The 13,515-nt window shown below is 62.6% G+C and carries 11 protein-coding genes; 7 read left to right on the top strand and 4 right to left on the bottom strand.

What is annotated here, in order from left to right; all coding sequences use genetic code 11:
* Positions 1-242 precede the first annotated feature (242 nt).
* The 3 genes from GWE18_RS36410 to GWE18_RS36400 all read left to right on the top strand — a co-directional run bounded on the left by GWE18_RS36410 (position 243) and on the right by GWE18_RS36400 (position 3,398).
* A complete protein-coding gene (locus tag GWE18_RS36410; protein WP_275190478.1) occupies positions 243-1,214 on the top strand; it encodes a tripartite tricarboxylate transporter substrate binding protein in 972 nt (323 codons plus the stop codon).
* 182 nt (positions 1,215-1,396) lie between these two features.
* Complete coding sequence (locus GWE18_RS36405; protein ID WP_275190477.1) at positions 1,397-1,882, top strand: tripartite tricarboxylate transporter TctB family protein; 486 nt, start codon at positions 1,397-1,399, stop codon at positions 1,880-1,882.
* Between the two features lie 7 nt (positions 1,883-1,889).
* Positions 1,890-3,398, top strand: coding sequence for a tripartite tricarboxylate transporter permease (locus GWE18_RS36400; protein ID WP_275190476.1), 1,509 nt, complete (start codon positions 1,890-1,892; stop codon positions 3,396-3,398).
* A gap of 7 nt (positions 3,399-3,405) precedes the next feature.
* Here the strand turns inward: GWE18_RS36400 and GWE18_RS36395 are convergent, their stop codons facing one another.
* Positions 3,406-4,791 carry a M20 family metallopeptidase gene (locus GWE18_RS36395; RefSeq protein WP_275190475.1) on the bottom strand — a complete coding sequence of 462 codons (1,386 nt, stop codon included), beginning with the start codon at positions 4,789-4,791 and terminating at the stop codon, positions 3,406-3,408.
* Between the two features lie 142 nt (positions 4,792-4,933).
* Here GWE18_RS36395 and GWE18_RS36390 point away from each other — a divergent pair, with 142 nt between their 5' ends.
* Positions 4,934-6,322: an LLM class flavin-dependent oxidoreductase gene (locus tag GWE18_RS36390; RefSeq protein ID WP_275190474.1), complete on the top strand. Its 1,389-nt coding sequence runs from the start codon at positions 4,934-4,936 to the stop codon at positions 6,320-6,322.
* Between the two features lie 116 nt (positions 6,323-6,438).
* On the opposite strand, the gene GWE18_RS36385 is transcribed toward GWE18_RS36390, so the two are convergent.
* Both GWE18_RS36385 and GWE18_RS36380 read right to left on the bottom strand, forming a co-directional pair.
* A complete protein-coding gene (locus GWE18_RS36385) occupies positions 6,439-8,103 on the bottom strand; it encodes a thiamine pyrophosphate-binding protein (protein WP_275190473.1) in 1,665 nt (554 codons plus the stop codon).
* Between the two features lie 429 nt (positions 8,104-8,532).
* A complete protein-coding gene (locus GWE18_RS36380; RefSeq protein ID WP_275190472.1) occupies positions 8,533-9,738 on the bottom strand; it encodes a LysR family transcriptional regulator in 1,206 nt (401 codons plus the stop codon).
* Between GWE18_RS36380 and GWE18_RS36375 the strand changes: the two genes are divergently transcribed.
* The 3 genes from GWE18_RS36375 (at position 9,713) to GWE18_RS36365 (ending at position 12,539) form a co-directional block, all read left to right on the top strand.
* On the top strand, positions 9,713-10,552 hold the full coding sequence (locus GWE18_RS36375) for a tripartite tricarboxylate transporter substrate-binding protein (RefSeq protein WP_275190471.1): 840 nt from the start codon (positions 9,713-9,715) through the stop codon (positions 10,550-10,552). The two genes, GWE18_RS36380 and GWE18_RS36375, sit on opposite strands and share 26 nt — an antisense overlap.
* Positions 10,553-10,590: 38 nt before the next feature.
* Positions 10,591-11,751, top strand: coding sequence for a mandelate racemase/muconate lactonizing enzyme family protein (locus GWE18_RS36370; protein ID WP_057851991.1), 1,161 nt, complete (start codon positions 10,591-10,593; stop codon positions 11,749-11,751).
* Positions 11,752-12,047: 296 nt separating this feature from the next.
* Positions 12,048-12,539, top strand: coding sequence for a peptidoglycan-binding domain-containing protein (locus GWE18_RS36365; RefSeq protein ID WP_057852028.1), 492 nt, complete (start codon positions 12,048-12,050; stop codon positions 12,537-12,539).
* A 314-nt stretch (positions 12,540-12,853) separates the two neighbouring features.
* Here GWE18_RS36365 and GWE18_RS36360 read toward each other — a convergent pair whose 3' ends face one another.
* The gene (locus tag GWE18_RS36360; protein ID WP_275190470.1) at positions 12,854-13,366 is read right to left on the bottom strand and encodes a GFA family protein; all 513 of its coding nucleotides are present in this window, start codon (positions 13,364-13,366) and stop codon (positions 12,854-12,856) included.
* Positions 13,367-13,515: the final 149 nt, after the last annotated feature.

Below are 13,515 nucleotides of genomic sequence, written 5' to 3'. Positions count from 1 at the left end.
GGGCCGGTCCATACCGTATTGGCCCAAATATCCCGTGGTGCAGCGGCGGCCAAATTCCGTATCTCGGGATGCCGTGGCAGACCAATTGTCGCAGACGTCATTTCCAGCCGGTCGCGGCGCAGGCGGCGCGAACAGCCAGAGGTCAATAAGCTTTTCTTCCAGGCCGATTTCAGGGAAGATCGGGCACAGTAAAGAAAACAAGCGCGCCTCGCCGTCAAAGAGGCCGCCGGGGAGGATTTGATATGGTTCGACGCAGCCGTCTGACGATCGCTGTCGCTGCCATCGGCATGCTGATATCGGCAGCCGCCGGCGCGCAGGAGTATCCCACCAAGCCGATCACGCTGATCGTCCCATGGCCGGCGGGCGGCTCGACCGACATCTCGATGCGCGCGATTGCCGAAAGCGCTTCCAAGGTGCTTGGACAGCCGATCGCCATCGACAACAAGGCCGGCGGCAGCGGCACCGTCGGCCCTGCCACCATGGCGGCAGGCGCCAAGCCCGACGGCTATACGATCGCACAGATTCCGATCACCGTGTTCCGCCTGCCCTTGATGCAGGAAGTCTCGTGGAATCCGGACAAGGACTTTACCTATATCGTCCACCTCACCGGCTATACGTTCGGCGTCACCACCAGCGCCGAGTCACCCTTCAAGACCTGGAAGGATGTCGTCGATTACGCCAAGCAGAATCCCGGCAAGGTGACCTATGCGACGCCGGGCGCCGGCACATCGCTGCATATCGGCATGGAGCAGATCGCGTCCATGGCCGGCATCAAGCTCACCCAGGTGCCCTTCAAGGGCGGCGCGGAAACCAATGCCGCGGTGCTGGGACAGCACACCATGCTGCAGGCGGATTCAACGGGCTGGCGGCCGCTGGTCGACGCCGGCAAGCTGCGGCTGCTGATGGTGTGGACCGCGGCGCGCTCGCCGAATTATCCCGACGTGCCGACGCTGAAGGAGCTCGGCTACCCCATGGTTTACGACTCGCCGTTCGGTATCGCCGGACCGAAGGGCATGGACCCGAAGATCGTCGCCAAGCTGCATGACGCCTTCAAGAAAGCGCTGGAAGATCCGGCCGTGATCGCGACGCTGGCCAAATTCGACATGGTGCCCAGTTACAAGAGCACCGAGGATTACAAGAAGTTCGTCGTCGAGGTCACCGAGTCCGAGCGCAAGGTGGTCGACAAGCTCGGTCTGGCGAAGAAGACGAACTAGCTTCGGCCGTGTCCCGGACGCGGTGCAGCGTTCTTCACGCTGCTCCGCAGAGCCGGGACCCACCGCGCGCCCGCAACACATGGGCCCCGGCTCTGCAGCGCACCACGATAGCGCGTCAAGACTCGCGTAAACGCGCCGATGGTGCTGCGCAGCGTCTGGGGAACGGCCGAGAGAGAGTATCAATGAGTGATCAATCCAACGTCAAATTCCGCCTCAACAATTCCGAGCTGTGGGGCGGGCTGATCGGGCTTGCGCTCGGTGGATTTGTGATCTGGTCCGGGCTCAAGTTGAAGCTCGGCACCATCAATGATCCCGGCTCCGGCTTCGTACTGTTCTATACCGGCATCCTGATGTGCCTGTTCGCCGCCTCGATCATCATCGCCGCATTGACCGAGGGCGGGCCGACGTTTGGCTCGCGCTGGGTGAACACGCGCTGGACCAAGCCCCTGCTGGTGATCGTCTGCCTCGTCGCTTTTTCCTTCGCCCTCAACCCGCTCGGCTTTCTGCTGTCCGCAATTCCGCTGATGTTGCTGCTGCTACGCGTGGTCGATCCGGTCCGCTGGCCGCTGGCCGTTCCGATTGCGCTGCTGGTTCCGCTCGGCATGTGGTGGATCCTCAAACGCCTGCTCCTGATCCAGTTGCCCTCGGGCATCTTCGAAATCGGCTGATCGCACCATGGACACACTCGTCAATGTCGCCCATGGCCTCGGCGTCGCGCTTCAACCCGTCAACCTGATCTACTGCTTCGTCGGCGTGTTCATCGGCACGCTGGTCGGCGTGCTGCCCGGCATCGGTCCGATCTCGGCGATGTCGCTGCTATTGCCGATCACACTGTCGGGAACGCCGGAATCCGGCATCATCATGATGGCCGGCATCTATTACGGCTCGATGTATGGCGGCTCCACGACGTCGATCCTGGTCAATATTCCCGGCGAGGCCGCCTCCGTCGTCACCTGCATCGACGGCCACCAGATGGCCAAGCAGGGCCGCGCCGGGCCGGCGCTCGGCATCTCCGCCTTTGGCTCGTTCTTCGCCGGCACCTTCGCGCTGATCGCACTGATGCTGGTGGCACCCAAACTCGCCAGCGTCGCGATCGCGTTCGGACCGGCCGAATATTTCAGCCTGATGGTGCTCGGGCTCGTGGTGCTTACCTTCCTGACGCAGGGCTCGATGGCAAAGGCGCTGTTGATGGCCTGCATCGGCGTCGTACTCGGCGTGGTCGGGCTCGACAGCATCACCGCGCAACCGCGCCTGACCTTCGGCCGGATCGAGTTGATCGACGGCATCGGCCTCGTCCCCGTGGTCATGGGCCTGTTCGGCGTCGCCGAAGTGCTGCTCAATACCGAGCAGGTCATCAAACGCGACATCATCAACACCAGGATCACCCACCTGCTTCCAAGCAGGGAGGACTGGAAAGCCAGCGCCGGCCCGATGTCGCGCGGAACGGTCCTTGGATTTTTCCTCGGCACCCTGCCCGGCGGCGGCGCGGTGATCTCGTCGTTCGCGTCCTATGCGCTTGAGAAGCGGCTGTCCAAAACGCCCGAACGGTTCGGCAACGGCGCGATCGAGGGCGTCGCAGGTCCCGAAGCCGCCAACAATGCAGCCGCCGGCGGCGCCTTCATTCCGCTGATGACACTCGGCATTCCGCCGAATGTGGTGATGGCGCTGCTACTCGGCGCCTTCGTCATTCACGGCCTGCAGCCCGGTCCGCTCATGATCACGCAGAACCCCGGCCTGTTCTGGGGCATCGTCGCCAGCATGTATATCGGCAATCTGATGTTGCTCGTGCTCAACCTGCCGATGATCGGAATGTGGGTTCAGCTTCTCAAGCTGCCCTACAATATCCTGTTCCCACTGATCATCCTGTTCACCATCATCGGCGTCTATTGCTCCAGCAATAACGTATTCGACGTCTATGTGATGATCGCGTTCGGCGTGATCGGCTATTTCATGCGCAAGCTCGGCTACGAGCCGGCGCCGCTGGTGCTGGCTTTCGTGCTGGGACCGATGCTGGAGAACAATCTGCGCAAGTCGCTCATTCTATCGCAGGGCGATCTCATGACCTTCGTGCAGCGGCCGATCTCGGCTGTCTGCCTGGCGTTCGCTTTGATGCTGCTCGTCGCGCCCCTGCTGCCGGCGCTGCGTAAGAAGCGCGAACTGGTCGCGCTAGACGAAGAGGTGTGAGCCGCAGCTAAAAAGCCCGCTTCATCTCGCCGAGATCCCAGAATAGCCCCGCCATGATGGCGAGCGCCTCCTCGGTCACCGGCAGAAGGATGTGCTCATCCGGCGCATGCTGCGAGCAGCCGGGATAGGAATGCGGCACCCAGATCGTCGGTAGCCCCAGTCCCTCGGCAAACACGTCGTTGGGCAGCGAGCCGCCGAAGTTCGGCAGGATCGCCGGCGCTTTGCCGGTGGTCTTGCGGATCGAGTCCGCCGTCCAGTTCACCCAGGGGCTGTCGACGTCGGTGCGCGAGGCGGCGAAGCGCTGCGCACCGCTGACCTGCACCATCGAAAAACCGTTGGCATGCAGGTGCCTGCGCACGGCGTCGACCACCTCTTCATATCGGGTGCCGACGACGAAGCGGAGTTGCAGCACCGCATTGGCGTGTCCGGGAATGGCGTTGGCCGGCTTCTCGATATTGCCTGATGACATCGCCAGCACCTCCAGCGTGTTCCAGGCAAACAGCCGCTCCGCCGGCGACAACCCCTCCTCGCCCCAGTCGGGCGCCAGCGCCGGTTCGTCCGCGGTCGGCTCGATCTTTACATCCGCGAGCGCGGCGCGAACGGCGTTCGAAATCCGCGGCGGCTTGAGAACATCGAGCTTCATGCGCCCCTTGCCGTCGACGAGGCTCGCAATGGCGTTGGCTAGGATCGTCGCGGGGTTGGCCAGTACCCCGCCCCAATTACCCGAATGGTGCCCGCCATCGCGTAAGTTGACATCGAGATGGATGCGGTTGCCGCCGCGACAGCCGAGAAAGATGGTGGGCCGGTCGGCCGAAAGCCGTGGCCCGTCCGAGGCCAGGAACAGGTCGGCCTTCAGGTCCTCGCGATGAGCTTCGCAGACCTGCCGCAAATCCGGCGAGCCGATCTCCTCGCCGGTCTCGATGATGAACTTGGCATTGAAACCGAGCTTGCCACCGCGTGTCTGGCGCACCGCGCGCAGCGCCGAGATGTTGATGCTGTGCTGCCCCTTGTTGTCGGCCGTACCGCGGCCGTAGACGCGATCACCTCTTATCGTGGTCTTCCAGGGATCGAGGTTGTCGCGCCACTCGCCGACCATGCCGTCGACGACGTCGCCATGACCGTAAGTGAGCACAGTCGGCCGTGCAGGATCCTCAATATACTCCGCCACCAGATAGGGACCTCCACCGATCGGCGACTCGATCAGTCGGGTCTTGAAGTCGAGTTCGGTCAGCGCGGGCTCGAGGTTCTCAGTGAGATACGCGCGCAGCGCATCGCCGCGGCCGGAACTCTGGCTTTCGGTCTGATAGCCGACCCGTTGATCAAGTTCGCGAAGGAATTCGCCCGACCGGAAATGCTCGCGCACCCGCGCAATTGCGTCGGCTCTTTCAGCCATGAATTTTTCCTTTCGCTGGGCTCTATCGATGCAGCTATTCTGTCGACCTGATTACCGGGATACGCTGCCTGCCGGAAGTGGCACGATCGCGCGGAGCTCTGCTAAAATGCAATAGCCATGCCACCATTGGAAGGCGCCAATCATGACAAAGCAAATCCGGCTCAATGCCTTCGCCATGAACTGCGTGGCGCATCAATCGCCGGGGCTCTGGACCCATCCGCGCGACCGCACCCTCGGCTACAACCGCCTGCCCTATTGGCTCGATCTGGCGAAAACGCTGGAGCGTGGCCGGTTCGACGGGCTGTTTCTCGCCGACGTGCTCGGCGTCTATGACGTGTTCGGCAGCAGCCCGGCCGCGGCGCTGCGCAACGCCGCACAGACGCCGGCCAACGAGCCGCTGATGCTGATCCCCGCGATGGCCGCGGTCACGCAAAATCTCGGCTTCGGCGTCACCAGCAATCTCTCGTTCGAGCCGCCCTATCCGTTTGCGCGGAGAATGTCGACGCTCGACCACCTGACCGAGGGCCGCATCGGCTGGAACGTGGTGACCGGCTATCTCGACAGCGCGGCCCGCGGCGCTGGCAAGGACAGGCAGACCGCGCATGACGACCGCTATGACGTCGCCGACGAATATATGGAGTTGGTCTACAAGCTCTGGGAAGGAAGCTGGGAGGACGACGCCGTGCTGCGTGACCGTACGCGCGGCATCTTCGCCGATCCGTCGAAAGTGCATCGCATCCAGCATGAAGGCACCAACTACCGGCTCAACGCGATCCACCTGAGCGAGCCGTCGCCGCAGCGCACGCCGGTGCTGTACCAGGCCGGCACCTCGCCGCGCGGACGGCAGTTCGCGGCGCATCACGCCGAATGCGTGTTCATGTCCGGGCCGTCGGCCAAAATCATCGGACCGCGCGTGGCGGCGATCCGCGCGCTGGCGAAGGAAGTCGGGCGCAATCCGGCCGAGATCCTGATGTTCTCCATGATGACGATCATTCTCGGCCGCACCGAGGGCGAGGCGAAAGCGAAATACGCCGACTATCGCGCGCACATCGCTCCCGAGGGCGCGCTGGCCTTGATGTCGGGCTGGATGGGTGTCGATTTCTCGAGCTACGACCTCGACCAGCAGGTGCGTCACATCCAGAACGATGCCGGCCGAACCGCGCTCGACAACGTCACGCGCGCCGATCCTGATAGGGTCTGGACCGTGCGCGAGGTCGTCGAGCATGTCGGCATCGGCGGCGCCGGGCCGGTCGTGGTCGGCACACCCGAGAAGGTCGCCGACGATATCGAGGCCTGGTTCGAAGAGACCGACGTCGACGGCCTCAATGTTGCGTTCGCCACCTCACCCGGCGATTTCGAAGATATCGCCGATATGCTGGTGCCGGAGCTGACAAAGCGCGGGCGGTACAAGAGTGCGTATGCGAAGGGCACATTGCGGGAGAAGCTGTTCGGCAAAGGCCGAGCGCGGTTGACGGAGCAGCATCCGGCGAGCCGGTATCGGGTCAAGCCGAGGGCGACGACGGCGGAGTAGAAGCGCAGATCTATCAACCGTCATTGCGAGCGCAGCGAAGCAATCCATCGGGCCACAAAGGAAGAATGGATTGCTTCGTCGCTATGCTCCTCGCAATGACGTTGATGGATCTTGCATCAATTCACCGAATTGCTCACCACGACCTCGATCAGTTTTGCTCCCGGCCGGCTGAAGGCGGAGGACAAGACCGATTTGAGCTGGCCGGGATCGGTCACCTTCGTCGCTTCCAGTCCGAGCGATTTCGCGACGCCGGTGAAATCCACCGGTGGATCGACGAAATCCATGCCGACATAGTGATCGTCGCCGTGAAAGGCGAGCAGCCGCTGCTTGATGATGCGGTAGCCGCCATTGTTGACGATCACGAAGGTCAGCGGCAGCTTGTGGTTGGCCGCCGTCCACAGCGACTGAATCGAATACATCGAACTGCCGTCGCCGGAGTAACACACGACGGGCCGCTCCGGATTGGCGAGGCTGACGCCGACGGAAGCCGGCAATCCCCAGCCGATGCCGCCCGAGGCCAGCGCGTGATAGCCGTAGCGGTCGCGATGAGGACGCAGCGCGATGATTTGCCGTGACGACGTCAGCCCCTCATCGACCAGGATCGCGTTATCGGGCATTGCCTCGACCACCTGCAACGCCAGCCAGTCGGGATCGATCGGCGAGGTGTTGGCGTGCTTCAATATCTGTTCGACCAGCGGCTGGCGCCTGGCCGTCCAGTTCTTCGACGCCAGCGCGTCCAATCCCTGTCTTGCGCGCGCTTGAAGCGCGCTGCCGCCGGCAGCCTTCAGCGCCGGGACCAGCGCGCGCAGGGTTTCCCTCACGTCAGCTTTGAGCGCGATCTCGGCGCTGTAATTCTTGGCGAGATCCCAATCGACCAGGCCGACCTGTACGATCGAAAGCCCGTCCGGCAGCGGATCGGTCTCGCTGTAAACCGACATCCGCAAGGGATCGCCACCGAGCGCAATGATGAGATCGTAGGGTGACAGCGTGTCGCGCGCGATCTTCTGGATGCGCGCCAGCGCTCCCATAAAACACGGGCTTTCCGACAGGAAATATGCGCCATAGGGCGTCGACGACTGGTATGCCGGACAGCCCAGCGTTTCCGCCAGTTGCGCCGCCTCCTGCAAGGCGTCGCTTTTGACGATCTCGTCGCCGACGATGATCACCGGCCGCTCCGCCTTGAGGATGCGCGCGGTGAGCGCCTGCAGCGATTCGTCCGACGGTTTGACGCGGGTATCGACCCGGGTCGACCGGCCGAGGTCGATGCCGGCTTCGGTATTGAGGATGTCGCCAGGCAGCGAGATGAACACCGGTCCAGTGGGCGGCGTGGTCGCGATCTTGGCGGCGCGGCGCACAATCCGCGGCAGGTCCTCCAGCCGCGTCACCTCGACTGCCCATTTCACCAAGGGCTCCGCCATCCGCACCAGCGGGCCGTAGAGCACCGGCTCGGTGAGGCCGTGGCCCTGCTCCTGCTGGCCGGCGGTCAGGATCAGGGGCGTGCCGGTAAAGCTTGCGTTGTAGAGCGAGCCCATGGCGTTGCCGAGGCCAGGCGCGACATGGACGTTGCAGGCGACGAGCTTGCCCGAGGCGCGGCTGAAGCCGTCGGCTATGGCGACGACGAGACTCTCCTGCATCGCCATCACATAGGTGAGGTCCGGATGGTCCTTCAGCGCGTGCATGATCGGCAGTTCGGTGGTGCCGGGATTACCGAACAGATGCGTGATGCCCTCGTCCTTCAGCAATGCGAGGAATGCGGAACGCCCGGTGATCTTGTTTTTCATGTTTCCTCCCGCCCGCCGCTTCGTTGACGTGCGGGGTGGAGGCAGATGACCAAACTTGGCGCGCGTAAGCAATGGATCGCGGTCATGGCTGCTCTGCACAAGCATTTTCCGTGTCCCCGACGCCGTGCAGCGCGGCAGCGGCACACCGCGGGACCCGGATAAAAAAACGCGAAAACAACCCCATGCAAAGTAGAATGGGACCCGGCTCGCAGCACTCAGGCAGCTTGCGTCCGAGGCACGAGATGGTCCGTCACGGCCTCATCCCGCTCCAGGCCGTGTACTCATTAAGCGACTGACTGATGTCCGCTCAACCCTCAACAGCGGCTGAATAGCGGACATAGCCCGATGTCGCAAAGGCTCACAGAAGCGGACGCTGGACCGCTTCTTTACCCGTTGGAATGTGCTCCGAACGGCGTGCGCGATACGAGACTATTTAGAGCGACCCGACCGACGCGGTTGAATGCCTTCGGAAGAAGATAGACTCTGAACCAACAATTGCGCCGGTAGGCTCAGGCCTTTCTCACGCACTAAAACGACGAACTGGCGCTTGGCCCATTTATCGCTGAGGGGGATCACCTTGAGCCCCAGCGCCTGCTGAATCGCGCTCGCCTCCTCAGCGGGTACAATCGCCACTGCCAATTGGGCCGCCACGATCCGGTAAGCGGCGTCCACGGTCGAGACCTGGATGCGGTAGCGCATCTGCTTGCCGGCGGCGGCCGCAGCACTGCGCTGGGTCGTCTGCATGATGCTGCGGGCGACGATGTCGACATGCTCGTAGTCAATCGTGTCGACGAAGGAGACAGAACGTTTTCTCGCCAATGGATGGGCGGGATGGACGACTACCGCAAGATGGTCGCGGTGATATGGCAAGGTCCGCAGGCCGCGCATGTCGACGGCGTCCCAACACACTCCGATATCGGCGCGCCCTTCCTCAACGCCGCGCACCACTTCCCAGATTTCGCGTTCCTCCAGGCTGACGCGTACGTCGAGATAGCGTTGCGCGAACAGGCTGATATCTTCCGGCAGGAATTGCGCCACCGCCGATTTACTGCCGAAGACACGCACGTGACCTTGCACTCCCTCTGCAAACGCTCCCAGTTCTGCCTGCATCCGGTCGAGCAATTGCAGCGATTCCCGCGCATAGCGGCACAGCACCTCCCCCGCCGCCGTCACCGCAACGCCGCGCCTGCCGCGTTCGAGCAAGGTGACGCCTGCGGCTTCCTCCATCTGGCTGATGCGCTTGCTCACCGCGGACGGCACGATCGCCTCGCGCCGGGCGGCTGTGGCGATGTTGCGTTCCTCGCAGACCGCGATGAACAGCCGCAACGAAACGGGATCGAAATTTCGCATGATCTGTCCTGCCGTCAGATTCAGACATCTTAGATGAGAATGTCTGAGGTGAAAATTTACCATTTCTGAGATGGCTGACAAGTCGGCAGTTTCATCTACATTGCGTGGATCAAAAAATTGATCCTGGGAGATATTCATGCGTGCGGTTGTGTGTGCTTCTTTGCTGTTCTTGACAGCGTCTGCAGCGATCGCCCAGGATTTCCCCAAGCGGCCCATCACCATGATCGTGCCTTTTGCCGCCGGAGGCCCTACCGACACCGTGGCGCGCGTGACGGCCGAGAACATGGGCCGTCTGCTCGGACAGCAGGTGATTGTCGAGAACGTCGCCGGCGCGGGCGGCACTCTGGGCAGCAATCGGGTCGTCCGTGCTGAGCCCGACGGCTATACGCTTCTACTTCATCATCTCGGACTGGCCACAGCCGTCACGCTGTATCGGAAGCTTCCGTTCGATCCGACCACCGACCTGAAGCCTGTCGGCGTCGTGTCCGATGCCAACATGGCAATCATTGCGCGCCCGGACTACGCCCCGAATACGCTGGCCGAAGTCATTGCAGACATCAAGGCCCGAGGCGATCACGTCACCTTCGCGCATTCGGGCCTGGGTGCGGCGTCGCAGCTTTGCGGTATGCTATTCATGGCGGCTGTTCAGAAGCAGATGAACGTCGTTCCATTCCGCGGAGGCGGCCCGGTTCTTCAGGCGCTGATGGGGAAGCAGATAGATCTTGGGTGCGAACAAGCCACGACCGCCGCGCCGCTGGTCCAGGCCAACAGCGTGAAGTCTTACGCCGTCACCAGCGCCAAGCGGCTGCCATCGATGCCTAACGTGCCCACCTCGGCCGAGGCCGGCCTGCCTGGTATGGAGATCAGCGTTTGGCACGGTATCTATGTGCCGGCGAAAACGCCCGATTCTATCGTGCAGGTGCTAACCAAAGCCTTGGCCGAGGCGCTCAAAAATCCGGCGCTGGCCAGCAGGTTCGCGGATATCGCGACCGATCCGACGCCGGACAAGGCAACGCCGCAAATCCTTCGTGAAACGCTGAAGAGCGAGATTGACCGCTGGCGTCCGATGATCACCGCAGTCGGCCAATACGCCGATTAAGCTTCCGCCCTCCATCCTCCGATACGGACATCCTTCTCATGCGCATTGTCGACATCCGGGAGCGTACCGCTCCGATATCTTCTCCCATCGCCAACGCCTTCATCGACTTTTCGAAGATGACGCTGAGTCTGGTTGCCGTAGTCACCGACGTCATCCGCGATGGCCGGCCAGTCATCGGCTACGGTTTCAACTCGAACGGTCGCTACGGGCAGGGAGGGTTGATCCGCGAGCGTTTCGCGCCGCGCGTGCTGACGGCTGCGCCGGACAGCCTGCTTGACGAAGGTGGCCTTCTGGACCCCGGCAAAATCTGGGCGGCCATGTTCACTAACGAGAAGCCGGGCGGACATGGCGAGCGTTCGGTCGCCATCGGCACGATCGATATGGCGGTGTGGGACGCCGTCGCCAAGATTGCGAGCAAGCCCCTGTTTCGACTCTTGGCGGAACGCGCCAAAGTGCAGGCCAACCCGCGTGTCTTCGTCTATGCGGCCGGCGGTTACTACTATCCAGGCAAGGGCCTCGAAGGCCTGGCAGCGGAGATGCAAGGGTATCTCGACCGCGGCTACACGGTCGTGAAGATGAAGATCGGCGGTGCGCCGCTGGCTGACGACTGCAAGCGCATCGAAACCGTTTTGAAGATGTTACCTGCGGGCTGCAAGCTCGCCGTCGACGCCAACGGCCGCTTCGATCTCGATACTGCGGTGGCTTATGCGAAGGCGCTGCGCCAATACGATCTGTTTTGGTACGAGGAAGCTGGCGATCCGCTGGATTATGAGTTGCAAGCGAAGCTGGCCGAGCACTATCCCGGCCCGATGGCCACCGGCGAAAACCTGTTCTCGATGCAAGATGCCCGCAACCTGATCCGCTACGGCGGCATGCGGCCAGATCGGGACTGGCTGCAGTTCGACTGCGCGCTGAGCTACGGGCTGGTCGAGTATTTGCGCACGCTGGAAATGTTGAAGAGCTACGGCTGGTCGTGGAGCCGCTGCATTCCACACGGCGGACACCAAATGTCGCTCAACATCGCAGCGGGGCTCGGGCTCGGCGGTAATGAATCATATCCCGATCTGTTCCAACCGTACGGGGGATTCCCCGATGGGGTACGGGTGGAAGCCGGGCATATCAACATGCCGGAGCTTCCTGGCATCGGCTTCGAAGGCAAGTCCGACCTGATTACTGAAATGCGAAGCCTAGCGTCGTAAGGAGCCCCGCGAAATATGTAGCCCGCGCCCTTGGTCCGCTTTGGGTCCAGATGCTGACCTCGGCGGCGCCGGCTCTAGACGTCTCTAAGCTCCAAGGGCGATGCGCCGATCCCGTGCCCCCGCGTGCAATGCGGCGTAACAATCGGCGCGAGGCTAGGGAACCGTGTGCCGCGGGCAACAGTTACCCCCGCGACGAAGCGGAGTGGCGCCGTCGGACGTTGATAGTTCAGGACGGCGCGGTGTATCTTTACTTTCTAGACCGAACGATCGGCAGACTTGAGGGCGAAGGAAAGGTCATGCGCGCCTTGATCCTAGCATTGTGTATCCTAGCGATCGTCGACAGCGCGCACTTTGCTAAGGCTGGTCTGAGCAGCACGCCTCGCGAAACGTTGGCACCCGCCGAAACGACAATAGCTACCGACGAAGCGACTCAGGAGACCGAGGAACAGATCGGCCTCACCAAGGCAAAGCGTCGTGGAGTGCAACGTGGGCTAACCAAGCTCGGGTTCAAGACCAAGGTCAATGGGAAGTTCGACGAATCGACTCGCGCCGTCATCGCGCGCTGGCAGGAGGAGCACGGCTACCCTACGACTGGCTTCCTCAACGCCGCCCAGCACAGGGTACTAACGGACGCCGCGGCAGAGGCTAGCAAATCTGGTCATCAAGACCGTCGTCGCGCTGGGAGCCGTACTCGCCATTCGCGTGGTGTCGGCGGTCCAATCGGCGCGATCGGCGGCGCGGTGCACGGCGTTGTGGGGGGTGTGGTGGGCGGACTATTCCGCAGGTGACTCGTCCAGCCTCAAGATAGTTGATACGCCTAAGCAGCCTAGCACTTTGTTGGACGGCTGTGACGATCGAATCGCCTAGGGCGAACTCAGGGCATGCGCGTGGCTAGAGGCCGGAGGGTGATGTCCGAGCCGGGTCAAGAACGACAAAGCTCAGGGTGAGCATAATAACTCCGCTTTCGGGTGCATAGCGTCCGACCCGCTCCTTGGCGCGCCACATTGAGCCGGACTGTCTTGCCGTGATTCAAGCCCCTTATCGCCTTCGTCCAGCTCACATCCATCCGGCTATGGCTGGCTGCGCGTAGTGGGTCCACGCTCTAGACCATTCCTTCACGGTCCGCGCGCTTCTTCTTTTTCGAACGCTGCCAGACCACGCCTGGATATCCTTTCAGCGGCACCAGCGGCTCGCCGGTGTAGGCCCATTCCTGCAATTCCTCGATCGCGATGTGATAGAGCGGCTGCCGCCCGGTGCGGCCCGAAAACAGCGCGCGAGGAATGTTGATCATATGCGGCGAGCGTGGGCGTTCGTAGGCAATGGGCGTGCCGCAGTGCGAGCAGAAACTGCGTACGGTCTTGGTGGCCTCGTCTTCGTACCGTGTAAGGCTGGTCTTGCCCTTCGTGATACGAAAGCGCTTTTTCCAGCTTCCGACATAGGTGGCATAGGCCGCGCCGTGGGCGCGGCGGCTTGACGGTGAATGATCGTGCCAGGCCCAGCGCGCCGGCACGTCGATCTCGAAGGCGACCTTGCCGCACAGGCATTGGCCGGTGGCGGGTTTGCCGAGGGAGACGGCTTTGGTTTTTCTCTTCTCCGATTCTTCTTCCGGAAACATGGCGAGCCCCCTCGGCGATCATGTAGATGGGGTAACGGGCCCGGTCTGCCCTCCAAGCAAGCCGCGCTTGCTACGGCGCTGTTGAATGCGCGCTTCGCGCGGCTTGCTTGGAAGGCGGGCGGTCGTCCCTCACATGGATGGTGTTACGG

This window comes from Bradyrhizobium sp. CSA112 (assembly GCF_029051645.1).
Classification (GTDB): domain Bacteria; phylum Pseudomonadota; class Alphaproteobacteria; order Rhizobiales; family Xanthobacteraceae; genus Bradyrhizobium.
The sequence above is the reverse complement of the archived record's forward strand: the minus strand, read 5'-3'. Positions and strand labels throughout refer to the sequence as shown.